The organism is Mesorhizobium sp. B2-4-17, assembly GCF_006441275.1.
Taxonomy (GTDB): domain Bacteria; phylum Pseudomonadota; class Alphaproteobacteria; order Rhizobiales; family Rhizobiaceae; genus Mesorhizobium.
On sequence record NZ_VFUX01000031.1, the window covers coordinates 32245 to 56143 of the forward strand.

Annotated in this window: 19 protein-coding genes and 1 pseudogene; 11 read left to right on the forward strand and 9 right to left on the reverse strand. The window is 63.6% G+C overall.

Features of this window, described 5'->3' with window-relative positions; translation table 11 throughout:
* Nucleotides 1–191 precede the first annotated feature (191 nt).
* Nucleotides 192–944 (forward strand): flagellar biosynthetic protein FliO, encoded by a 753-nt coding sequence (locus FJ548_RS23060; protein ID WP_140779046.1) that lies wholly within the window; start codon nucleotides 192–194, stop codon nucleotides 942–944.
* A 161-nt stretch (nucleotides 945–1105) separates the two neighbouring features.
* Here the strand turns inward: FJ548_RS23060 and dksA are convergent, their stop codons facing one another.
* Nucleotides 1106–1522, reverse strand: a complete 417-nt coding sequence (gene dksA / locus FJ548_RS23065) for an RNA polymerase-binding protein DksA (protein ID WP_006202025.1) — start codon at nucleotides 1520–1522, stop codon at nucleotides 1106–1108.
* A gap of 273 nt (nucleotides 1523–1795) precedes the next feature.
* On the opposite strand from dksA, the gene FJ548_RS23070 reads away from it, so the two are divergent.
* The 6 genes from FJ548_RS23070 (at nucleotide 1796) to FJ548_RS23095 (ending at nucleotide 8339) form a co-directional block, all read left to right on the forward strand.
* On the forward strand, nucleotides 1796–2299 hold the full coding sequence (locus FJ548_RS23070) for a histidine phosphatase family protein (protein ID WP_140612447.1): 504 nt from the start codon (nucleotides 1796–1798) through the stop codon (nucleotides 2297–2299).
* A gap of 76 nt (nucleotides 2300–2375) precedes the next feature.
* Nucleotides 2376–3854: a YcjX family protein gene (locus FJ548_RS23075; protein WP_140779047.1), complete on the forward strand. Its 1479-nt coding sequence runs from the start codon at nucleotides 2376–2378 to the stop codon at nucleotides 3852–3854.
* The gene (locus FJ548_RS23080; RefSeq protein ID WP_140612443.1) at nucleotides 3851–4945 is read left to right on the forward strand and encodes a YcjF family protein; all 1095 of its coding nucleotides are present in this window, start codon (nucleotides 3851–3853) and stop codon (nucleotides 4943–4945) included. Before FJ548_RS23075 ends, FJ548_RS23080 begins: the two co-directional genes overlap by 4 nt.
* A 125-nt stretch (nucleotides 4946–5070) precedes the next feature.
* Nucleotides 5071–5622 carry a hypothetical protein gene (locus FJ548_RS23085; protein ID WP_140612441.1) on the forward strand — a complete coding sequence of 184 codons (552 nt, stop codon included), beginning with the start codon at nucleotides 5071–5073 and terminating at the stop codon, nucleotides 5620–5622.
* 321 nt (nucleotides 5623–5943) lie between these two features.
* The gene (locus tag FJ548_RS23090) at nucleotides 5944–7779 is read left to right on the forward strand and encodes a monovalent cation:proton antiporter-2 (CPA2) family protein (RefSeq protein WP_140612439.1); all 1836 of its coding nucleotides are present in this window, start codon (nucleotides 5944–5946) and stop codon (nucleotides 7777–7779) included.
* 14 nt (nucleotides 7780–7793) lie between these two features.
* Nucleotides 7794–8339 carry a DUF924 family protein gene (locus tag FJ548_RS23095; protein WP_140612437.1) on the forward strand — a complete coding sequence of 182 codons (546 nt, stop codon included), beginning with the start codon at nucleotides 7794–7796 and terminating at the stop codon, nucleotides 8337–8339.
* 6 nt (nucleotides 8340–8345) lie between these two features.
* Here FJ548_RS23095 and folK read toward each other — a convergent pair whose 3' ends face one another.
* The 3 genes from folK to folP form a co-directional block, all read right to left on the reverse strand.
* Entirely contained in the window at nucleotides 8346–8858 is a 513-nt protein-coding gene (gene folK, locus FJ548_RS23100; protein WP_140612435.1) for a 2-amino-4-hydroxy-6-hydroxymethyldihydropteridine diphosphokinase, read from the reverse strand.
* A complete protein-coding gene (folB, locus tag FJ548_RS23105; RefSeq protein ID WP_140612433.1) occupies nucleotides 8842–9201 on the reverse strand; it encodes a dihydroneopterin aldolase in 360 nt (119 codons plus the stop codon). The genes folK and folB overlap by 17 nt, the downstream gene beginning before the upstream one ends.
* A 97-nt stretch (nucleotides 9202–9298) precedes the next feature.
* Nucleotides 9299–10159, reverse strand: a complete 861-nt coding sequence (gene folP / locus FJ548_RS23110) for a dihydropteroate synthase (protein ID WP_140612431.1) — start codon at nucleotides 10157–10159, stop codon at nucleotides 9299–9301.
* A 99-nt stretch (nucleotides 10160–10258) separates the two neighbouring features.
* Here folP and FJ548_RS23115 point away from each other — a divergent pair, with 99 nt between their 5' ends.
* Nucleotides 10259–10882: a DUF922 domain-containing Zn-dependent protease gene (locus tag FJ548_RS23115; RefSeq protein ID WP_181165720.1), complete on the forward strand. Its 624-nt coding sequence runs from the start codon at nucleotides 10259–10261 to the stop codon at nucleotides 10880–10882.
* 220 nt (nucleotides 10883–11102) lie between these two features.
* Nucleotides 11103–12584 carry an MDR family MFS transporter gene (locus FJ548_RS23120; protein WP_140612427.1) on the forward strand — a complete coding sequence of 494 codons (1482 nt, stop codon included), beginning with the start codon at nucleotides 11103–11105 and terminating at the stop codon, nucleotides 12582–12584.
* 90 nt (nucleotides 12585–12674) lie between these two features.
* Here the strand turns inward: FJ548_RS23120 and FJ548_RS23125 are convergent, their stop codons facing one another.
* The 3 genes from FJ548_RS23125 to FJ548_RS23135 all read right to left on the reverse strand — a co-directional run bounded on the left by FJ548_RS23125 (nucleotide 12675) and on the right by FJ548_RS23135 (nucleotide 14577).
* Complete coding sequence (locus FJ548_RS23125; RefSeq protein WP_140612425.1) at nucleotides 12675–13706, reverse strand: NAD(P)/FAD-dependent oxidoreductase; 1032 nt, start codon at nucleotides 13704–13706, stop codon at nucleotides 12675–12677.
* Between the two features lie 82 nt (nucleotides 13707–13788).
* Nucleotides 13789–14109, reverse strand: a complete 321-nt coding sequence (locus FJ548_RS23130; protein ID WP_010909663.1) for a 2Fe-2S iron-sulfur cluster-binding protein — start codon at nucleotides 14107–14109, stop codon at nucleotides 13789–13791.
* 99 nt (nucleotides 14110–14208) lie between these two features.
* Nucleotides 14209–14577 carry an Hpt domain-containing protein gene (locus FJ548_RS23135; protein ID WP_140612423.1) on the reverse strand — a complete coding sequence of 123 codons (369 nt, stop codon included), beginning with the start codon at nucleotides 14575–14577 and terminating at the stop codon, nucleotides 14209–14211.
* Nucleotides 14578–14849: 272 nt separating this feature from the next.
* On the opposite strand from FJ548_RS23135, the gene FJ548_RS23140 reads away from it, so the two are divergent.
* Nucleotides 14850–21446 carry a kinesin gene (locus FJ548_RS23140; protein ID WP_140779048.1) on the forward strand — a complete coding sequence of 2199 codons (6597 nt, stop codon included), beginning with the start codon at nucleotides 14850–14852 and terminating at the stop codon, nucleotides 21444–21446.
* Nucleotides 21447–21540: 94 nt separating this feature from the next.
* Nucleotides 21541–21781, forward strand: a pseudogene (locus tag FJ548_RS30555) (exonuclease); the annotation flags it as partial.
* Nucleotides 21782–21826: 45 nt separating this feature from the next.
* On the opposite strand, the gene FJ548_RS23150 reads toward FJ548_RS30555, so the two are convergent.
* Nucleotides 21827–22423 (reverse strand): ABC-type transport auxiliary lipoprotein family protein, encoded by a 597-nt coding sequence (locus FJ548_RS23150; RefSeq protein ID WP_140612419.1) that lies wholly within the window; start codon nucleotides 22421–22423, stop codon nucleotides 21827–21829.
* A gap of 88 nt (nucleotides 22424–22511) precedes the next feature.
* Nucleotides 22512–23885 carry an MlaD family protein gene (locus FJ548_RS23155; protein ID WP_140612417.1) on the reverse strand — a complete coding sequence of 458 codons (1374 nt, stop codon included), beginning with the start codon at nucleotides 23883–23885 and terminating at the stop codon, nucleotides 22512–22514.
* Nucleotides 23886–23899 lie beyond the last annotated feature (14 nt).

Consider the following 23899-nt stretch of genomic DNA (forward strand, 5'->3'; position numbering starts at 1 on the left):
CCCGCCCCTAGCGGGTTGAATCACATTCTCCTAGTCCGGAAAAGGCCCGGGCGGCAAATGTCAGATAAAAATGATGCCGGCCGGGCGTGAAGCGTTTCGAGCTGTTCACGATGCGCGAAAGGCAACTTGCGGTGGCCAGCCGCAACGGTCTAGTGTCTCGTCACTTTCCAAAAACCGATCAGGGGAAACCAATGCAGTGGCTGGATAGCGTGGCGGGTCCCGGTTATGCCGCGGCACTCCTGTGGACGTTCGCGGCGCTGATCCTGCTGGTCATCGTTCTCATCATCATCAGGCTCGTCCGCAACCTGACCTTCGGCACGTTTGTCGCCGGGGGGCGGAACCGCAAGACGCGGCTCGCCGTCATGGACGCCACCGCCGTCGACAGCCATCGCCGGCTGGTTCTGGTGCGCCGCGACGACATCGAACATCTGCTTCTGATCGGCGGCCCGACCGACGTCGTCGTCGAACGTGACATCCGTCTGGCTGCACCCCGCCGGCCGGCGCTGACCGGGGATAGCGGCCTGCAGCCCGTCCCAGCTGCGGCCCCGGCGGCAAAACCGCGGCCGTCTCAGCCGGCTCCCGCACAGGTACCGGCACGGCCGGCGCCGGCTCCGCAGCCGGTGGCTGCACCGCCGCCGGCCCGCCCGCGCCCCGCCGCTCCACCGTCGGCCCCTGCGCCCGCACCGAAGGCGGCGGCGCACCCCCACCAGTCGACCAATATCACGCCGCTGCCTGCCTATGGCTCAGCCAACGCCAGCGTTGTCAAACACGCGCCGCCGCCGCGGCCGGAAAGCATCGACGACACGCTGATGAAGGAGCTTGAAGTCTCGCTGGACCAGCCTCGCGCCGGCGGCCCGGTGACCAAACCGGCTGCCAAGGCGCCGCAGTCGCTCGACGATGAAATGACCAAGCTTCTGGGCGAACTTTCAAGCCAGAAGAGATGATTGTCGGCCAAGCCGGCCGTCAGCTCGGAATTTGGACCGGGTGGCGTTAGCTTTGGTTTGTTTGGGTCGACGCGCCGGTCAACAAAAATGGCCGGAAAGTCCGGCCATTTTGATAGTTGCCTCGTCGTGAGCTGCGCTTAACGCGGCCCGGAAGCGACGCATCAGTCGTCGCGATAGACCTTTTCGCGGCGCTCGTGCCTTTCCTGCGCTTCAATCGACAAGGTGGCGATCGGACGTGCGTCGAGCCGCTTCAACGCGATCGGCTCGCCTGTTTCCTCGCAATAGCCATAAGTGCCTTCGTCGATGCGCTGTAGCGCCGAATCGATCTTTGAGATGAGTTTTCGCTGACGGTCGCGGGCTCTGAGCTCAATGGCGCGGTCGGTTTCCGAAGAGGCGCGATCGGCAAGATCGGGATGGTTGGCGTTTTCTTGTTGCAGGATTTCGAGAGTTTCACGCGCTTCGCGCAATATGTCGTTTTTCCAGGTGACGAGCTTCAGGCGGAAGTAGGATTTCTGCCGCTCGTTCATGAACGGCTCGTCTTCGGAGGGTACGTAATCGGCGGTAACGATGTCGTTCATTCGACTCACCCAAACAGCCCCAAATTTGGCGCTTATATATTCGCCACCTGACGCCTGCACAAGCGCAATCGGCCACCGGGTCACGCAATTGTTAAAGTGCCCCGACGGCCTTGATCGGAGCAAGATCAAGCTGTTCCGGCGACAGGGCGCGCCCACCCTTTGCCACCTTACCCCGTAGTATTCGTCGTGCCGGAGAACACGAACCATTGTGCGCCGGGCCGTTCTTGTGGCTAATCGCGGTGCGACTTCGGCATTCAGCATCACGGGGGTTGGGTGAGCAGGCTCTATCTGTTACGGCACGCCAAGGCCGGCTGGGCACAGCCCGGCATGCGCGATTTCGATCGCCCGCTCGACGCATCCGGCCGCGCCGATGCCGACTTGATAGGCGCCGCCATGCGGTCTCGCGGCTATGTTCCGGACCTGACATTGTGCTCCAATGCCAAGCGCGCCAGGGAAACGCTCGAAGGCCTGGCCGGCCAGACAGACACCGGCAAGGTCCTGTTTTTCGACACGCTCTACAGCGAAGACGCGGCCGGTTACCTCAGCCTTATCCGGGAGCACGGCGGCCCCGGTTCATTGCTGGTCATCGGCCACAACCCGATGACTGAGGATCTTGCCATGGCGGTGTCGGGCGACGGCGACGAGACGGCACGGGCCATGCTCAATTATGGCTTCCCCACGTCGGGGCTGGCGGTCGTGCGTTTCCTGGATGATCTGACAAAGGCAGCCCAGGAAGCGGGTTATCTCGAAGCGTTTCTGACACCGGCCGATCTTTGACGTCGATCTCCGGTGGCATTCCAAAGCCGGGTTCCAGAGCCTATATCGGACGGACTGAAGCCCGAGAGACCGCATTTTGGCATCATCGCTGACCACCTTCACCGACGAGGCGAGAATTGCCCTCGATACGCTGTCGGGACGCGCCACCGGGCTCTTTTCTCCGTCGCTGCGATTGGGTGTCACTGGCCTTTCGCGCGCCGGCAAGACGGTGTTCATCTCAGCCCTCGTCCACAATCTCATCCACGGCGGGCGCCTGCCGCTGTTCGAGGCCCAGAAATCTGGGCGCATCGCGCGCGCCTTCCTCGAAGAACAGCCCGATGACGCCGTGCCGCGCTTCCAGTACGAGGACCACATCGCCGCATTGGACAGCGACCGCGTCTGGCCTGATTCGACGCGCGCCATTTCGGAGCTGCGGCTGACGATCGAATATGAATCGGCCTCCGGCTGGAGCCGCATGTTCTCATCAGGCAAACTGTCGATCGATATCGTCGACTATCCCGGCGAATGGCTGCTCGACCTGCCATTACTCGGCAAATCCTTCGCTGATTTTTCGTGCGAAGCTTTTGAAATGGCCACGCTGCCCGTGCGCGAGGATTTGTCGCGGGCCTGGCGGGCGATCGCCGCCGAGATCGACCCGAACGCCGACGCTGACGAGATGACGGCACGCCACCAGGCCGAAAGCTTCGCCGCCTATCTCAAGGCTTGCAAGCTTGACGAGCGGGCGCTTTCGACGTTGCCGCCCGGCCGCTTCCTGATGCCTGGCGATCTCGAAGGCTCACCGGCGCTGACCTTCGCGCCGCTGGCCGGCCTCGACGACAGGCGCCCGCGTCCAGGGTCGCTGCACGCCATGATGGAGAGACGCTACGAAGCCTACAAGACGCATGTCGTCAAACCTTTCTTCCGCGAGCACATCACGCGTCTCGACCGCCAGATCGTGCTGATAGACGCCATGCAGGCGCTGAACGCCGGCCCCGGCGCGATGGCCGACCTGGAGCGGGCGGTGACGGAGATCCTGGCCTGTTTCCGCCCCGGCCGGGGCAGCTTCCTCACCGACCTCTTTTCACGGCGCATCGATCGCATTCTGGTCGCCGCGACCAAGGCCGATCATCTGCACCATGAAAGCCATGACCGGCTGCAGGCGATCGTGCGGCGGCTGGCCGATCGCGCCGTGGCGCGGGCGAATTTTACCGGCGCCGACGTCGACGTGGTCGCCATGGCGGCGGTGCGCGCGACGCGCGAAGGCTCGGTCAAGCAGGGCCGTGAGACGTTGCCTGTTATCATCGGCACGCCGATAGCCGGCGAGAAGATCAACGGCGAAACATTCGATGGAAAGACGGAAACAGCCATATTTCCCGGTGACTTACCGGAGAAAATTGATGAGGTGTTTGATCTTTCGAGGCCCGACCAAAGGCAGGATTCCGCCGACCCGGCAATCCGCTTCGTCCGGTTCCGCCCGCCAAAGCTTGAATGCACGGCCGAGGGCGTCACGCTGTCCTTGCCGCATATCAGGCTCGACCGTGCCTTGCAGTTCCTGATCGGAGACCATCTGGCATGACCGCGCCCCGCAAGCCGGCGGCATTCCGCATCGAGCCGGAAGCCGAGACGAGACAACAGAGACAACAGACGCCAGGCGCGCGCCAGACGGAACCGCCGCGCAAACCTCGAGCCATGAAAGCCGATGTTGCGCTGGTCATACCGGCGGAGATCGATGTTTTCGGCGAACCCGACATGATTACCGCAGAACCGCCGCCGGCGATCGGCTCCAGAAAACGCTCGCTGCTTGGCAGCATCTTCTTCGGCGCCATGGGCGTGCTGGTTTCGCTGGCGGTCGGCCTGTGGACCGACCAGCTGATCCGCGATCTCTTCGCCCGCGCCGAATGGCTGGGCTGGCTGGCCGCCGGCATGGCTGCTACCGCCGTGCTGGCGCTCGCGGTGATCCTGATCCGAGAATTCCTGGCGATCGCTCGCCTCGCCGAAGTCGAAAAACTGCAAAAGCGGGCGCTCGATGCCATCGCGCGCGACGATCCCAAGGCGGCACGATCGGTGGTCGACGAGCTTTCGGCTTTCGTCGCGGCCAAGCCTGAGACCGCTGCCGGCAGGCGCGCACTGGCCGAGTTGCGCGGCGAAATTATCGACGGCGGCAATCTGGTGCGTCTGGCCGAAGCGGAAATTCTGGGCCCCCTCGATGCCAGGGCGAAGGTGATGATTCTCGAGGCCGCCAAACGCGTCTCTCTGGTGACGGCGGTGAGCCCCCGTGCGCTCGTCGACGTCGCCTACGTCGTGTTCGAGGCCGGACGCCTCATTCGCCGCCTGTCGGAACTCTATGGCGGGCGGCCGGGAACGCTGGGTTTCTTTCGCCTGGCGCGCAGCGTGCTGGCGCATCTGGCGGTCACCGGCTCGATCGCCGTCGGCGACAGTTTTGTCCAGCAGATCGTCGGTCACGGCTTGGCGGCGCGTCTCTCGGCCAAGCTTGGCGAGGGTGTCGTCAACGGCATGATGACGGCGCGCATCGGCATCGCGGCGATGGAGACGGCACGCCCCCTGCCCTTCAGTGCCGCGAAGCGTCCGGGGCTGGGCGATTTCCTGTCCGCACTGACATCATTCGCCGCCAGGAAAGACGCCGAAACGGCAGACGCCGGCAAATAGTGTGCCGCTCATCGGGGATGGTAAGCGGATTGCCGTTTCGAACGGCTTGCAGTGACGAAGCATTAACCAATATTCTTCATGGTCGGACTGGTTTCAAACAGCCTCGTTGTTGCCGGGTGTCGTCGATGAAAAGCGTAATTCTGTCCAGCGTCCTGCCCCTGGCGGCCGCGATCACAGCAGTCGTCGGTGTTGCTTCGGGCGCTTCCGCGGCGGAACCGGACAAGCAGTTCTTCCAGTCGGCAGAAGGCAAGTGGGTCGGCCCGGGCGAGATCGTCGCCGGCAAGTACAAGGGCACCAAATTCAACTGCAGCTTCACCGGTTCCACGCCCGACGGCAAGATGGGCATGACACTCGATGGCGGTTGCCGGGTCGGCATGTTCACACAGCCGATGTCAGCCAAGATCGAGCGCAAGGGCCGCGATTACAAGGGCTCCTTCATGGGCGGTTCTGCCGGTGCTGGCCTCGACATCATCGGCGGTAATGTCGTCGATTCCCGCAAGGTGGTCTTCACCATCAACCGCAACCAGCTTCGCGGAGTGATGCAGGCCCGCATTCCCGACGATAATTCGATGACCGTGACGGTTGCGGTCCGCGTCCAGGACCAGTTGGTGCCGGTCATCGGCATGAGCCTGAAGCGCGTCGACGCCGTCGAAGTCGGCTCAATCGCGCCGAACTGAGCGCTTATCGCGCCTTACTCAATAGCCAAAACAAGGAGGCGGCAGCCCATCACTACCGCCTTTCACAACAGTCGAACCGGGCGTCAGCCCTTGATCGCTGCAGTCACCTCGTCATAGGCCTTGCAGGCGTCGACCTCCGATTGCGGCAAGATGCAACGCAGCGTCCGCCTCAACTTGTGGAACGCGGCTGCAACCTCGCCAGCGCTCCGGATTCGGGCTGTTCGATCCCCGCCGAAGCCCCTATTCTTTGCCCTGGCGACCAGCCTTGGCGCCTTGGTCCCGACCGCACGTGTTGCGGTCCCAACGAACGGAACGACAGGCATGGCGGCAGAGGCATCGGGCAGCGATCTGGTTCAGGTGGTGGCGCTGCTCGCCGCGGGTGTCGTCGCCGTTCCCATCTTCAAGCGCATGGGCCTCGGTTCCATTCTCGGCTATCTCGCAGCCGGTGTGGTGATCGGCCCGTTCGGCCTGCGTATCTTTTCCGAGTCCGGTGCCATTCTCCATGTCGCGGAACTCGGCGTCGTCATGTTCCTGTTCATCATCGGACTGGAAATGCAGCCGTCGCGCCTGTGGGGCCTGCGCCGCGAGATTTTCGGCCTCGGTGCGCTTCAGGTCGGGGTCTGCGCCGTCTTGTTGACCAGCGTGGGAATGGCTGGTGGTTTTCCAGTCTCGCAATCCTTCGTCGCCGGCGCCGGTTTCGTGCTGACCTCGACGGCAATCGTCATGCAGCTTCTCGAGGAGCGCGGCGAAATCGCCTCGCCGAAAGGCCAGCGTATTGTCTCCATCCTGCTTCTGGAAGATCTGACCATCGTGCCACTGCTGGCCCTGATCGCCTTCCTGGCGCCCGGCGGTGCCGACACCAGCCTGTCGGAGCGGCTGACCGAGGTCGGCATCGGCCTTGCGGCGATTGTCGGGCTTGTGCTGGCCGGACGCTATCTGCTCAACCCTTTCTTCCGCATCCTGGCGGATGCCCGTGCCCGTGAGGTGATGACGGCCGCGGCACTTCTGGTCGTGCTCGGATCGGCACTTGCCATGCAGCTCAGCGGCCTATCGATGGCGATGGGCGCGTTCCTGGCTGGCGTTCTTCTGTCCGAATCGACCTTCCGCCATCAGCTCGAAGCCGACATCGAGCCGTTCCGCGGCATCCTGCTCGGCCTTTTCTTCCTTGCGGTCGGCATGTCGCTGGACCTGCATGTGGTGGCGGCGAACTGGAAGCTCATCGCTGTCTATGTCGTCGCCTACATGGTGATGAAGGCTCTCGGCATCTACATCGTCGCCCGCATCCTCAGAACAGGCCATCGTGAAGCGCTCGAACGCGCGGTCTTTATGGCGCAGGGCGGCGAATTCGCCTTCGTCCTCTATTCCGCCGCCGCTGCCGTCGGCATCATCGACAGCCAGGCCAACGCTACCCTGACGGCGATCGTCATCATCTCCATGGTACTTACACCCCTGGCGATCATCGCATTGCGGTACGTCACCCCGCGCGACGAGCAGTCACTCGACGGAGTCGATGTCGCCGACGGCCTGACCGGCAGCGTGCTGGTCATCGGCTTTGGCCGTTTCGGCCAGATCGCCAGCCAGCCGCTGCTGCTGCGCGGTATCGACGTATCGATCATCGACAATGACGTGGAGATGATCCAGGCGGCAGCCGATTTCGGCTTCAAGGTCTATTATGGCGACGGCACCCGGCTAGACATCCTGCATGCCGCCGGTGCCGGCCGGGCACGTGCCGTGCTCATCTGCGTAGACAAACCCGATGCCGCTGTCCGCATCGCGGAACTCGTCAAGGCCGAGTTTCCTTTGCTGACCGTCCTAGCCCGAGCCTTCGATCGGGGCACCGCGCTGCAGCTCATCCGCGTCGGCGTCGACTACCAGCTGCGCGAGACTTTCGAATCGGCACTGGTTTTCGGCGGCTCGGCCCTGGAGTCGCTTGGTGTCGATCCCGAAGAGGTCGCGGATACGATCGAAGACGTCAGGCGCCGCGACGCCGCCCGTTTCGAAACCCAGCTCGCCGAAGGCATTCGCGCCGGACAACGTTTCCTGAGAGGCAATATCGGCACGCCCATTCCCACCCCCCTCACCCAGCCGCGCCGCACCGGCCAGGCCCTCAATGAAGAGACGGCGGGCGTTCTGCACAAATCCGAAACCGCCGATTGAACAGGGAAACAAGCATGGAATTGGATGGCAGAGCCCTGTCGGTCACCAAATTCTGGCGTGACGCCGGCGAGGATGCCTGGTTCGAGAAGAGCGACGCCTTCGACACCGCGTTTCGCGACCAGTTTCTCGACCTGCACTATGCAGCCGCCCGGCGGGAGTGCGATAACTGGTCAAATCACGCCGAAGGCTCGCTGGCCCTGATGATCCTGCTCGACCAGTTTCCGCGCAATTGCTTTCGCGGCACCGGCCACATGTATGCCACCGACCCGCTGGCAAAGCATTTCGCTGAAAAAGCTGTCATGGCCGGCCAGGATCGGCTGCTCGAACCGGAGTTCCGCGTGTTCCTCTACCTGCCGTTCGAACATTCGGAACTGCTCGCCGATCAGAAGAGGTCGGTGGAACTCACCCGGGCCAATGCGCCGGACAATCTCAAATACGCCGAAGAGCACCGCGACATCATCCAGCGCTTCGGCCGCTTTCCGCACCGCAACAGGATACTTGGCCGCGAAACCACGGCAGAGGAAAAGGCATTCCTGGACAAAGGCGGTTTCTCAGGCTGACGCCTGCTACCGCAGCCACCAGTCACGGCCGGATGGCAACCGCTCGATGCCGGCCGCGTCGACGGCGTCCAGGCGCTCCGACACACCTCGCCCACCCACGGCAAGATCCGGCGCGATCTCGGCCAGCGGCGCCAGCACGAAGGCGCGCTCCAGCATGCGCGGATGCGGCACTTCCAGCCCGGTCTCGTGGATAATGCGGTCATCGAACACCAGAATGTCGATATCGATCAGCCGGGGCCCCCAGCGCTCTTCGCGCACGCGCTTCAGTCTGCGCTCGGCATCGAGACAGAGATCAAGCAGCGCCCGCGGCGAGAGCCGCGTCGAGAGTTCGGCGGCCGCGTTGAGAAAATCCGGCTGGTCGAGCTTGCCCCAGGGCGGCGTGCGGTAGAGCGAGGAGACGGCGGTGACGCGCGTCTCCGCATCGGCGTCGAGAATACGCAGTGCCGCGGCCATCGAGGCCGCCGGGTCCCCCAGATTGCCGCCAAGGCTGAGATAGACGGTGTTACTCGGGCCAGACAACGGTCACCTCGACGTAATCGAGCACGCCGGGCACCGGCGCGTTTGGCTTGCGCACGGTGATTTCGGCCTTCCTGATCTGGGGAAACCGCTCGGTCAGCGCCTTTGCCACCTCCATTGCCAGGGCCTCGATCAGAAAACGCCGCTCACCGGTGATGATCTTCTCGATCACCGCGAAGGCGATGCCGTAATTGACCGTTTCGCCGATGGCGTCGTCGACAAGCGCGCGCCCGGGTTCGACCGAGAGCACCGCGTCGACATAGAAACGCTGGCCGAGCGTCTCTTCCTCGTCCAGCACGCCATGCCGGGCAAAGAAAGCGCAGTTCTTCAGGCGGATGACATACATGGCTCAGCGTCCTGGTCTGTTAGGGCGAGGTGCGTCCACCTGGAGGCACAAGTACGCTCTAACACTTTTGAATCTACGCATCGTGCTTGCCGCAAATCTATTCCGATTTTCGGGCCGATGCGGCGGTGTCACGCGCCAGCATAGCATCCGCCACCGCCAGCGCGTCCACGTTGATTGCGACATCATGGACGCGAAACAGATGCGCGCCCTTGAGCCTGAGAATGACGCTGGTCGCCGCCGTCCCGACAGCGCGGTCGGCTGCATCGCGGCCGGTGACGGTGCCGATGAAGCGTTTTCGCGAGGTGCCGACCATCAACGGCAAGCCGAGCGCGTGGAGTTCGGAGAACCGCGCCATCAGGTCGAGGTTTTCCTCGGCCGTCTCCTTGGCGAAGCCAAAGCCGGGATCGAGCACGATATGGTCGTCGGCCACACCGTGCTCGCGGGCGATCTCCAGTGATTTTTCCAGGAATACAAACTGGTCGGCGATCACGTCGGGCAGCTTCTCGCGATCCCGCCCGGTATGCATGATAATCAGCCCGGCGCCGGTTTCGGCCGCGACACGCGCAATGTCGGGCTCGCGCTGCAGACCCCAGACATCGTTGACGATATGCGCGCCGGCGGCCACCGCAAGCCGCGCGGTTTCTGCACGATAGGTGTCGACCGAAATCAGCACCTCGCCGGAGCGCGCCAAAGCCTCGATCACGGGTAGGATACGCGCCTGTTCCTCGCTGGCCGATATCGCGGCGAAACCGGGGCGCGTCGATTCTCCGCCGACATCGATAATCCCGGCCCCTTCCCCGACCATGCGATGCGCCTGGCCCAGCGCCGTTTCGGGTGCATCAAACAGGCCACCGTCGGAAAAACTGTCGGGGGTGACGTTGAGGATACCGACGACCACGGCCTTGCGGCCAAGATCGAGATGGCGTCCGTGGGCCAGTTGCCATCGCCTCGCCGTCATTGCTCGTCAACCATGGGCCTATCAAGGATGTGCGATCCGCATCGGGTCAATTCCGTTGCGCCGGCAACGGCCGTAAAGCAAGGTGACCGAAGAGGCAACATGATGAAACGATCCCTGCTCTGCGCATTGCTGCTTGCCGTGACCGCCATTCCGGCGGGCGCGGCCAATCTGGTGAAGACATACAGCTATTTTTCCGTTGGCGGCAGCACCCTCGACGATATCGAGGCGCAGCTTTCCAAACATGGGCCGCAGGTCAAAAGCACGGGCTTGCGCCATCCTGGTGCGACCCGGATGGCCTTCACCACTCGCATCAGCTACGCCACGCGTGCCGGCTCCTGCCGGATCGCGGACGCCGTCGTGACCATCAAGGTCAAGGTGATCCTCCCCGAATGGCGCCGCCCACGCAAGGCCGATGCCGATGTGCGGCTGTTCTGGGATACGCTGGCCGCGGACATCAAGCGCCATGAGGAGCGCCATGTCGAGATCGCCAAGAACCATGCCCGCGAACTGGAAGACGCGCTGAAGGCGACCTATCCGCAGAAGGATTGCGATACGGCTAAGGCCAAGGCCGCCGAAATCACCGCCGCCATTCTCGCCAAGCACGACCGCGCCCAGGTTCAGTTCGATCGCGTCGAAAGCGTCAATTTCGAAAGCCGCATCCTGCGGCTCCTGCATTATCGCGTCGAGCGCATCAAGAACGGCCAGCTGCCGCCACCGGCGTGAATTCCTCTGCACGCCGGTGCAAGCCAACCGAGCCGAAGCGTAGTGCCAGCTTCGAAAAATTTTCGAGTGGCCGTCGAAATCGGCCTATAGGGAACGACATATCACGGGTTGACAGGGCACAACCCTCGAAGCACGAGCACCAGGACCGATCGCGCGGCGGATGCATCAGGCAAGCCCAAGCGGTGATCCCAACAGTGCGCAAGCGCATGGACAAAGGACTATGGACCAGGCTGTCGACAAGCAGACCATGGCGGCTGCAGCCACACCGCTGACCGAAATCGAGAAGAACGCCATCATCGGCGGCGTTCTCCTGTCGATGCTGCTGGCTGCGCTCGACCAGACCATCGTCGCGCCGGCAATGCCGACCATCGGGCGCTCTCTCGGACATGCCGAATACCTGCCATGGGTCGTCACCGGCTACCTCTTGACCGCAACCGCCGTGGCGCCGCTCTACGGCAAGATTTCCGACGTCTATGGGCGCCGGCCGACCGTCTATGCGGCGATCCTCATCTTTCTTGCCGGGTCGCTGGTCAGTGCACTGGCCCCCAACATGTTCGTGCTGGTCCTGGGACGCGCGGTCCAGGGTGCCGGCGGCGGCGGCCTTTTCGCGCTGACGCAGACCGTGGTCGGAGACCTTGTCCCGCCGCGCGAGCGGGCGCGCTATGCAGCGTGGTTCTCCGGCACCTGGGCCGTCGCCAGCGTCGCCGGGCCGCTGCTGGGCGGCACCTTCGCGGAACATCTGCACTGGTCGCTCATCTTCTGGATCAATATCCCGCTTGGTATTTTGGCGATGGCGATCATCAACAAGCCGCTCAAGAAGCTGCCGATCGCCGCCAAGAATCACAGCATCGATGGTCTTGGCGCATTGCTTCTCATCGTGGCCACGGCACTGCTGCTGCTGGCGCTGAACTGGGGCGGCAGCGCCTATCCCTGGGTATCGCGGGAAGTCATTGGCGTCCTGATCTGCTCCGCTGTTTTCTGGGTTGCCTTTGCCCTGCGGCTGATGCGGGCGGCCGAACCACTCGTCTCGCTCGAGGTGCTGGGCAACCCGATCGTCCTTGCCGGCACTCTGTCGATGTTCCTGCTGCAGGCCTCCAGCGTCGGCCTTGCCGTCTATCTGCCCGTCTATCTGCAATCGATGCTTGGCCTGACGGCCAGCGAATCGGGCATTGCGATGCTTGGCCTTCTGCTTGGAACCGTGGGCGGCGCAGCCTCCAGCGGCCGCCTGATACCACGCTTCGTCCATTACAAGCGCATCGCGATGGTCGGCGTCTTCTTCGCCATTCTGTGCCTTGGCTTGCTCGCCCTTGTCGCCGGCCATGCATCGCTGCTTGTTGTCGAAATCCTGACCATCTGCGTGGGATTGGGAACCGGGACGACTTTTCCGGTGACCACGGTCTCCGTGCAGAACGGCGTCGACCACATGCATCTTGGCGTCGCGACGGGCGTGCTGACCTTCCTGCGTTCGCTGGGCAGTGCATTGGGTGTCGCAATGCTCGGCGCCGTCGCTCTGGGCTTTGGGCTGCCGCTGGCCGGCGAAGGCGTGCAGATGGCCGGACATGCCGCATCGGTCCAGCCCTTCGTGATGATCTTTCTTGTCGCGGCCGCCACGTTGGTGCTGGGGCTCATCACACTGGCGCTGATGCCCGAGAAAGAGCTTCGCGGTCATGTCGACACTCCGGCGCCGATCCTGGCGGAGTAGAGTGGCAGAAAAGGGCTTGGTGGTTTTTCGCCGTAAAGCAATTCCCAGGAACGTGTGACGCGGTTTTCCGTCCGGAATTGCATCAATGCCCTAGCCGGAAACGCCAAGCTTCTTCTGCAGGCTGGTGGACGAGGTCGTGTACTGGAACACGATTCGCTCCCCCGGGTTGACGATGCGTTTGGCCGCCTGCGCCATCAGCGCCACCTCGTGGAATCCCGACAAGATCAGCTTCAGCTTGCCCGGATACCAGTTGATGTCACCGACGGCGAAGATCCCGGGCACCGAGGTCTGGAACTTCTCGGTATCGACCGGGATCAGATTCTCGTGGAGGTTGAGCCCCCATTCAGCGATCGGCCCGAGCTTCATCGTCAGGCCGAAGAAAGGCAGCATGCGCGTGCAAGGCACCTCGATGTCGCCGTCTGGACCACCTTTGATTGTCGCCGATGACAGCTGGCCGTCGGCGCCGGCGAGCCCGGTCACCTGGCCGACCCTGAATTCCAGCTGCTTCATCTCCTGCATCGCATACATCTTGTTGACGCTGTCGGGCGCCGCGCGGAACTCGGGCCTGCGATGCACCAACGTCACGCTTTTGGCCACCGGCTGAAGGTTGAGCGTCCAGTCGAGTGCCGAATCGCCACCGCCAACAATGACAAGGTCGTGGCCGCGAAAATCCTCCATCCGTCGCACCGAATAGAAGACGCTTTTGCCTTCATAGGCTTCGACGCCGGGAATCGGCGGGCGTTTGGGCTGGAATGAGCCGCCGCCGGCGGCGATCACCACCACCTTGGCCTCGAACACCTCGTTCTCGTCGGTGGTGACGCGAAAGCTGCCGTCTTCCAGCGTCTCGAGGCTGGAAACCATGCGGTTGTAGGTGAGGTCAGGCTTGAACGGGTGGATCTGCTCGAGGAGTTTCTCGACCAGCCCCTGTGCCGAGATCGAAGGCCAGCCGGGAATGTCGTAGATCGGCTTCTCCGGATAGAGTTCCGCGCACTGGCCGCCGGGCTTGTCGAGAATGTCGATCAGGCGGCACTTCAGGTCCAACAGGCCGAGTTCGAACACGGCAAACAGGCCGACCGGCCCTGCCCCGACAATGAGGACGTCTGTCTTGATGATGCCGGTCATGCGGTGTGCCTCGCTGCTGGATTGGCGCGAGACTGCATGACCGCCGGCCTGCTGCCAAGCGGCAGCAGGAAAAATCGGCTGTTCAGCCCTGTCGCTCCGGTACCCGCACCACCAGGCCGTCGAGTGCGTCGCGCACCTTGATCTGGCAGGACAGCCGCGAGTTCGGCTGGACGTCATAGGCAAAGTCCAGCATGTCCTCTTCCATCGCTTCCGGCTCGCCGACTTCCGCCGTCCATGCCTCATCGACATAGACATGGCAGGTTGCGCAGGCACAGGCGCCGCCGCACTCCGCCTCGATCCCCGGCACGGCGTTGCGGATGGCGTTTTCCATGACCGTCGAGCCGTTTTCGGCGTCCACGTCGAACTGTGTGCCGTCATGGGCGATGAAGGTCAGCTTGGTCATTTGTCACCTGAAGGGAGTTTCCGCCGAGATAATCACTCTGGCAGACAAGTCAACTGCCGCGCGAAAGCGCCGCTCGGTGACGTTTTTCCGCAAACTGGATCAGCGACTGATGGCGGCGATGAAATCGCGCACTTCGTCGATCAGCGTGCCAAGCCGCTTCAGTGTCTGGCCGTCATCAGGCCGACGCTCGATCTCGGTGGCGCAATCGGCGATGGCGAAGGCGCCGACACCGCGAGCCGACCCTTTCAATCCGTGAGCCAGCAGCAGCCGGTCCTTGAGGTCGGCATCGACTATTTTGTCGCGCACCGACTGCGCCTGCTGTACAAACAGCGCCAGCACTTCCTGCTCCAGGCTGCGGTCACCCATCGTCTGCCGGGCAAGGTGTGCCAAATCGACCGGCCTGGACCGCGCCGTTCCCGATACGTCGCCCCCGGGCATTGAGAAGGCAATGCCGCTTTCGCTACGCATGAACTCGAACTCCGTTTTCTTCGGCCGCCTGAAAAACTAGGCGAATCCAATGGATAACGGGTTAACGAATGGCCGGGAAAAATGTTGCGAAAGCGGCGCCCAAATCACGGTTCCGTTAACCTTATATTTAAAGTTTTACGTATCCCGCCGAATGCATGTTTTCTTTACCCCCCTGTGTCATTACGATACGAGGGTCCATTTTCAGCCTCCTGCGCGGGGGTACCACAAACAGAATTATAAGCCCGCGGCAGCTAGTACAGGGTAGCGAAGGCATGGCGAAGAAACCAACGACAACGACCAGAACTCTCGACAGCGATGTGGCCAGGGAGCTCGAAAAGGCACTCGATTTCGACCTCAGCGGTGATCTTGGCAGCGGCGACCTCGATATCGCGGCTTCGATGGAAGATCTGGAAGCGCAGATATCCCAAGCCGCCGACGAGCTGGCCCGCGAGGGGCGCAACCAGAAGCCGGCTCCCGCCGCCAATCAGGCCGAGGCCGCTCAGCCCCCGTCCAAAACCCAGCCCACGCCCAAGCCTACCGAACTGCGCCCTGTGGAAACACGCAACGGCGGCCAGCCCGCGGCGGGCTTCGCGCCTGCCAATGACGATCGCCAGAAGGACTACAAGACGCTCCTGCACAGCCTGAACAGGCGTGCCTCCAACACCGTCTATTGGGTCATTGCCTTTGTTTCGCTCGCCTGGATCGCGGGTGCCGTCGGGCTGGCCAACCTGCTTTTCGGATCGGGCATCTGGCATATCCGCACGCTTGACCAGTTCTTTGCACGTCCCGAGCTGATTGGCCTTGCGGTCGCGGCGATCGTGCCGGTCATCCTGTTCTGGGCCTTCGCGGCGATGATTCGCCGTGCCCAGGATATGCGCATCGCCGCCCAGTCGATGACGGAAGTGGCCTTCCGCCTGACCGAGCCAGAAAACATGGCGCAGGATCGCGTCATGATGATCGGCCAGGCCGTTCGCCGCGAGGTGGCGGCCATGGGCGAAGGCATCGAACGCACGCTTGCCCGCGCGGTGGAGCTGGAGACCCTGGTCCACAGCGAAGTCAACCAGATCGAACGCTCCTATACGGAAAACGAGAACCGGATCCGTTCGCTCGTCGACGGGCTCGGCAGCGAGCGCGAGGCGGTCGTCACCCATGCCGAGCGCGTCCGCGCCTCGATCGCCGGCGCGCATGAGACGCTCAAAGACGAAATCGGTGCCGCCAGCGACATCATTCGCGACAGCATCCTCAACGCATCGACCAAGCTGTCGATGACGATCACCAATTCCGGCGACACGCTGATCGACCGCATCAATGAAAGCTCGCTGTCGATCTTCGATTCGGTGGAAGGCCGGCTTGATACCATCACCGACCGGCTGTCGACCTCCGGCGAGGCTTTCGCCAGTCTGCTCGACACGCGCATTGCCAAGCTGACGGATACGACGGACGGCCTGACCCGGTCGTTGACCGATCTGCTCGACGATCGCACCACCGGCATGGTGTCGCTGCTCGGCGGCGCCGCGCGGACCCTCAATTCGGAATTCGAGGCCAGCCTCAACAGCATCGAGCGCACGCTCGCCGAACGCGGCCAGGCATTGATCAGCGAATTCCAGACCCGCGCCGAGGCGCTGGACACCGGCACGCAGAAACTCAACGCGGCACTCGAGGCCCGCGCGCGCCAGATCAACGAGACGCTGGTCGAACGCGCCCGTGAAATTGCCCACACCTTCGCCGAGAGCAAGGACGCGCTGGCCGCGATGATCGATCAGGGCAAGACCCAGATCGGCGCCGACATGGCCGACATCGTCACCTCGACATCGAGCATGCTGGAGGCCCGCGCCAGCGATTTCGCCGGGCGCATGGAAGCCGCGCGTCACGTCGTCTCGCGTTCCTTCGACGCCGATATCCAGCGGCTCGCCGACGCCCGCGCCGGCATCGAGGAAGCCGTCGAAAACCACAGCCGCAAACTGTCCGAAAGCCGCGAGCGCATGGCGGCCGCGATGGAGGCGGATCTGGCGAAATTCGCCGAAGGCCGCGAAGGCATCGATGCGGCGGTGACCAACCAGGTGCAGAAGCTGGCCGAAGGCCGCAACCTGATCGCGCGTGCCCTCGAAGAGGACCTGCGCAAGGTCAACGAATCGCGTGCTGCCATCGATGCCTCGCTCGGCAGTCATCTCGAAAGGCTGGAAGAAGGCCGCAACCGGCTCTCGCAGGCTCTCAACAAAGACTCCGGGAAGCTTGTGCAAGCTCGTACGATCATTGACGAAATGGTCGCCGGACATGTCGGCAAGCTGGCCGAGGGCCGCAACATACTGTCGCGCGCCCTGGAAGCAGATCTCGGCAAACTGTCCGAAAGCCGCGCCAGCATCGACGGACTGGTTGCCGGCCAGGTCGAGAAGATCGCCGAGGGCCGCGCCGTGCTCGCCAAGGCGCTCGAAAACGACATTGTCGGCATCAAGAGCCTGATCGAGACCCACTCGGCAATGCTGGCGGAAGACCGCAGCCAGCTTGGCCGTTCGCTCGAGAACGACCTCTCGGGCATCAGGACCCTGATCGATGATCATTCGGGAAGGCTCGCCAGCGACCGCAGCCTGCTGTCGCAGACGCTCGAAGCCGACCTTGCCAAACTGGCCGAAAGCCGCTCCAGCATCGACGGCCTCGTCGCCGGTCAGGTCGAGAAGCTGGCCGAGGGCCGCGACATTCTCAAGCGCGCGCTGGAATCGGACCTCAACACCATTCAGGGCGTCATATCCAGCCAGTCGGAAAAACTGGCGGAGGATCGCGGGCAGCTTTCGCGGATCCTGGAAGCCGACCTGCAGAATGTGAACAGCGTCATCGCCGACCACATGAACAGGCTGGTTCAGGATCGTTCGACCCTGTCGAAGGCTCTCGAGGACGACCTCGCCAAACTGGCCGAGAGCCGTTCCAGCATCGACGGGCTGGTCGCCGGCCAGGTCGAGAAGCTGGCCGAAGGCCGCGACATCCTGCGGCGGGCGCTGGAAGCCGACCTCAACACGATCAAGAACACCGTTGCCGACCAGTCGCAGAGGCTGGTCGATGACCGCGCCCAGTTCGCCCGGGCCCTCGAGGCTGATCTCGAAGGCGTCAACAGCCTTGTCCAGGGCCATGCCGAAAGGCTTGCACAGGACCGATCGACACTTTCCAGGGCATTGGAAGACGATCTCGCCAAACTGGCCGAGAGCCGCTCGAGTATTGATGGGCTGGTTTCGGGCCAGGTTGAGAAGCTGGCCGAAGGCCGCAACATCCTCAAGCGTGCGCTTGAGGCCGATCTCGAGACGATCAGGGGCACCGTTGCCGATCAGTCGCAGAAACTGGTGGATGACCGCGCACAGTTCGCCCGGGCTCTCGAAGCCGACCTTGAAAGCGTCAGCGGCTTGGTAAACAGCCACGCGGACAGGCTCGTCCAGGATCGTTCGACCCTGTCGAGGGCGCTCGAGGACGATCTTGCCAAGCTGGCTGAAAGCCGTTCGAGTATCGACGGTCTGGTCGCCGGCCAGGTGGAGAAGCTGGCCGAAGGCCGCGACATTCTCACGCGCGCTCTCGAAGCCGATCTGGCCAAACTGTCCGAAAGCCGCTCCAGCATCGACGGCCTGGTCGCAGGTCAGGTGGAGAAGCTGGCCGAAGGTCGCGACATTCTCAAACGCGCGCTCGAAGCCGATCTGCAGAAGCTGACCGAAAGCCGCAGCGACATCGATGACATCATCTCCGGCCATGTCGGCAAGCTGGCTGAAGGCCGCAACATGCTGAGCCGCGCTCTGGAAGACGATCTCGGCAAGCTCGCCGAGACCCGCAAGGATGTCGATCGCTCCCTGTCCGGCCATATCGACCAGATCGCGGCCAGGAGCACCGACATTTCGGCCGCTATCGCAGCCGATGTGGACAAGATCGAGCAGGCGTTCAGCCGCCAGACCGGTATCATCGAGGAACGCGCCGGGACCATGGAGCGCGCGCTCTCGACCGGTGTCGACAATGTTCGCGGCGTGCTCGAGAGGAGCGCGGTCTTCGTTGCCGGCGCATTGCGTGAAAAGGTCCTGGAAGTCACTAGCGCGCTGCATGAGCAGGCCGGCGCGGCCTTCAGCGACGCGGACCGCAAGATCGCCGAGCGCGCCGAACAGACGTCCGCGGCCCTGTTGGCGCGGGCCGAAGACATTGCCCGTACCTTCGAGGAGGCCGATCGCCGCCTCCACGCCCGTGCGGAAGATACGTCGAACGCCTTGCTTGCCCGTGCCGACGATACCTCCAGCTCACTGCTGGCCCGTGCCTACGAAACCGCCGATCAGCTGGCTGCCCGTGCCAGCGAAATCGCCGGCACCTTCGACAGGGCGGACCAGAGGCTCGCCGCGCGCACCCAGCAAACCGCCGATCAGCTAAACGCCCGTGTAAGCGAAATCGCCGGCACCTTCGACGCGGCGGACCAGAAGCTCGCCGCGCGCGCCCGGGAAACCGCGGATCAGCTTGCTGCCCGGGCCCAGGAAACCGCCGATCATCTGTCTGCCCGCGCCGGCGAGATCGCCGGTACGTTCGACGACGCCGACCAGAAGCTGGTTGCCCGTGCCGTCGAGACGGCACAGTCGCTGGCCGCCCGCGCCGGCGACATTCTGCGCAACTTCGAAAGCGCCGACCAGAGGCTCGGCATGCGTATCGGCGAATCGGCCGAGGCGCTCGCCGCCCGAGCATCCGATCTCGGCCGTATTTTCGACGCCGCCGACCAGCAATTGGTCGCGCGCATCGCGGAAGGATCGGACGCGCTGTCCAACCGTGCGTCGGAAATCGGCCGTATCTTCGACGAGGCCGACCAGCGTCTGGTTTCGCGCATCGCCGACAGCTCTTCGACGATCGGCGAGCATGCGCAGACCATCGTCGGTGCTTTCGCCAGCACCGAGCAGAGGGTCGCCGACCGTGCGCGCCAGACCGGCCAGGAACTGGCCGTGCATGCCCGCGAGATCGAGCAGGCGCTTGCCGGCGCAGACGAGCGTCTGGCATCGAGCGCGGCGGCCGCGGCCGCTCGTGTCGAGGAGCAGATCGCCGGGGTCGAGAACCGGCTCGCCAACACCACGGAAACGATCGGCCAAAAGCTCAATGAGCAGGTTTCGACCGCCGAGGCACAGCTTGTTTCGCGCGCCAATGTGATCGCGGAGACCTTTACCGCGGTAGGCCAGCATATCGGCCAAAGCACCAACGACGCCGCCAAGACGATCGGCGCCAATACCCGCGAGCTCAACTCCATGCTCGCGGCGCGGTCGGCCGAAATGTCGAAGATCCTCGATGAGACCGCACGGCCGTTAGTCGAGCGCTTCGCCCAGGGCGGCTCCGAACTGCAAAAGAGCATGGAAGAGGTCACCGAACGCGCCGCCGAGAAGCTGCGCAGCGAGAATGCAGCTCTTGTCAACGCGCTCGCCAGCCGCACCGCCGAGACCTTGTCGGCGGTCGAAGGCGCCCGCTCGTCGCTGTCCGACAGCGTTGCCGACCTCATCGGCCGCATGACAAGGTCCAGTTCGCAGCTCGGTCAGTTGATCGAGCAGGCCGCGGTCAACCTCAGCCAGGTCGACGAACGCCTGACCGGCAGCACGCAAAGCTTCGCGGCCACCACCGAAAAGGCGGCTCAGACCTTTGCCAGCTCGGCGCGCCTGGTTGATTCCAACACCACGAGACTGACAGAGCTGTCGTCGTCGACCTTGCGCGAAGTGGCATCGATCGCCACCAAGTTCGACGAGCACAGCCGCCTGCTGGTCAGCGCCTCGGACCTCCTGAGCTCGGCCCAGAGCAACCTCGAGCACACGCTGGAAAGGCAGTCGTCGCTCGAAGAGCTCGCCGTCGGCCTGGTCAAGAAGTCGGAGGACCTCGAAAGGGTCATGCGCTCCTTCGAAAACCTCGTCGGTCAGACGTTGCAGAACGCCGAGGGCAAGACGCTGGAGTCCGCAGACAAGATCCGCAACGCCATCACCGATGTCGTCGATTCGGCCACCAAGCGCTTCGCCGATGCGACCGAGGAGATGCGTCGCACCGCCGGCTCGATCAAGAGCGAACTCGACCTCACCCGCGCCGAACTCAAGAAGGGCGTCATCGAGATGCCGGAAGAGGCAAAGGAATCGACCTCTGCCATCCGCCGCGCCGTCTCGGAGCAGATCAACGCCTTGAAGGAGCTTTCGGACATCGTTGCGAAGTCCGGTCGCGGTGGCGACGCCTCGGAGCCGCGCGGCCTGCGCCCGGCGCCGCAAGCGCCGGCGCCACGCGCCGCCGAACCGCCGCGTCGTGCCCCTGCACCGCAGCCGGAACTTCGTGCGCCGCAGGCGCCGCTGGATGGCACGGCGCTGCGCGGCACGTTCGACCTCGATCGTCCGGCCGAAGCGCCACCGCGCCCGCGCTCCGACGCCAGTGCCCGGACGCCGCAGGGCGGCTGGGTGCGCGATCTTCTGACCGCGGCATCGAACGACGCAGACCTCAGGCCCACGGCACCGGTGGCGCCCGCGGAAGCACCGCGCGCAACCCCTGCCCAGCGCTCGCCGCTGCATGTCGTGGAATCGCTGAACTCGCTCTCAGTCGACATCGCGCGAGCCATCGACCACGATGCCTCGATCGAGTTGTGGAACCGTTATCGGCGCGGCGAACGTGACGTCTTCACCCGCCGGCTCTACACGCTGAAGGGTCAGCAGACATTCGACGAGATTCGCCGCAAATATCAGGCCGAGGCCGAATTCCGCGCCGCCGTCGACCGCTACTGCGACGACTTCGAGAAGCTGCTCAAGGATGTCTCGCGCAACGACCGCGACAACATCATGGCGCAGACCTATCTGACCTCGGACACCGGCAAGGTCTACACCATGCTGGCCCACGCCAGCGGTCGCTTGCATTAAACCGGGAATTGAACAGGCGGGGCCCTGGCCTCGCCTGTGACTATCCTAAACTTTCCGGCGCATGCTGACCCTGTTCCCATGGGGCGCTGTTCTGTCCTGGGGCAAGGACGAACTGAACACGATCGTCATCAGTTGCCATGTCGCGGGCATTTCCCCTTCCGTCCCGGCCACCCGGTTTGGCAACGCCGTAAAGCTGCTGATCGCGGTTGGGATGCCGATCGAGGAATTTGGCCAGGACGCCGAGCAAAAGGCTTGCGGACTTATGGCGTCGACCACCCGCGTTGCAGGGACACGACGCGCTCGACGATGCGCTGTCCTGGAAAGCTGCGGCCTGATGTCTTCGAGCGCCGGTAGCCAGAAAGCGTCGCCGCCCCTGGCGCTCAGATCACCGAATCGGTCCAGCGAACGATCTGCCTGGCTGCATCGCCGAACGCGCTGTCGAGCGCACTGACATAGGCGGGATTGCCGCGCCCCGAAACGGGCGCGGTCGCGGTGAAGCTCTTGGAAGCGCGCACCTCGCCATTGCGGTCGTTGAGGATGCGCACGAACAGGTCAACCTCGGCATGTTCGCCGCCCTCGACGCGAACTTCGAAGGATCGGATCTCGACAATCACCTGGTAATCGATCGCCAGCCCCTCGCCCGGCTTGCCGACGCCGGCAAAACTGCCCGAGCGCTGAAACGTCTCGGCCAACCGCGCCTGCACGATCAGGGGCAGGCGGTCAGCCCATTGCGCGCCCTTCAGATACTGGATCGAGCGGTCGGAGGGCTTGATGACGATGTTCTGGCTGTCCAGCGCCTTGAGCGCCGAAGGCTGGGCGATCAGGATCTGGCGACGGCTGTGGCCATGTGCCTCGACCGAAGGTGCCGACAGCTCAAACGTGTCGAGTGGCGCGGGTCCGCCGCCCGGCAGAGCCGCGCAGCTGGCGAGGGCCAAGGCAAGCAATGCCACGCCCGATCTGGACACAATCGACTTCACGCACGCCCCCTACCATCCCCGTTATTTATCGACCTCAAAAATAACCTACATCCGCAATGATTGTTTCTGAGGCGAGCAGACGCCGAAGTCAACGCCGCGCCCTGCCGTCGAACTGCCGAACCTCACCTTCGCCACCCGAGAGAATGCGCTGCGGATTGCGGCTGAGATCTGTCACCGCCTCCTCGATGCGGCCGATCGAACGGCGGCTGTCCTGCACCAGCGCCTCGACATTCGAAAGTCCCTGGCCCGAGAAGCGCGCCAGATTGTCGGTGATGGTCCCAAGCCGCGCATTCAGCGTATCGGCAACCTGCTTGAATGATTTCAGCGTCGCCCTGGCATCGGCCATCACGCCATCGGCCTGGCCCGATCCGAGCAAGGTGTCGACCCTGGCGAGGATGCCGTCGACGCGCACCGAAGCATCGTTGAGCCGTTGCGCAAGCTGCTTGGCGTCCTTGATGGTCTGGTTGATATCGTCGGCGCGGTTGGCGAACTTGTTGGTCACGACGGCGATATCGGCGGCGGCCTTGTTGGCGCTTTCGCTGGCCTTCTGGATGTTGGCCAGAGCCGTACGCACCTGCGCCGGGTCGATGCCGTCGAGCACCCCGTCGACCTTGGCCAGCGTGCCTTGCGTCTGCTTGGCGAAATCATTGACCGACCCGACCGCGGTATCGACATTCCTGATGACGCCGTCGAGCTGCCGTGACGTTTCCTTGAGGTTCGCGGTCACGGTATCGACATTGGCCACGATGCTCTTGATCTTGTCCTTGTCGACGGCATTGAGCAGTCCTTCCGCCGCCTTCAACGTGCCGTCGAGTTTGCCGGACACACCCTTCAACTCGTCGGAGAGCGCGCTGACGCTGGACAGGAACTTGTCGATGCCGTCGGAATTCCTGGCCAGCGCATCGGAGAAGGTCTGCACGTTGTGCACGGTCTGCGTCAGCGGTCCACGGACATCCTTGGTGAAGCCCTCGAGTTCGCTCAGCACCTTGTCGGCGCGGTTGAAGATGTTCTGCGCGGTCTGCAGCAGATTGGTCACGGCCGACGGGTTGGCGATGATCTCGGCGACCTTGCCTTCCTTTTCCGCCTGGTCGAGCAGCTTCACTTCCTTGGGATCGGCGCCCTTGAGTTCGATATTGGCCTGCCCGGTAAGACCGGCAAGGCCGATATCGGCCTGCGTCGACTTGGTGATCGGCGTCAGCCGATCGATCTCGGTGTCGGCAATGGCGACAGTCGGATTGTCGACGTCGATATAGACACGCTTGACGTCACCGACCTTGACGCCGTTGAACAGCACGAAGCTGCCGCGGCCGAGGCCGGAAGCCGAGCCCGGGATGCGCACGCGCAGCAGGGCCGTCTCGCCCCTGTCGCCGATCGCGGCTGTCCAATAGACGAAGCCGAACGCCGCCAGGATCGCAACCAGCGTGAAAATGCCGACAATGACGTAGTTGGCTCTGGTTTCCATTGCTTCACTTATGG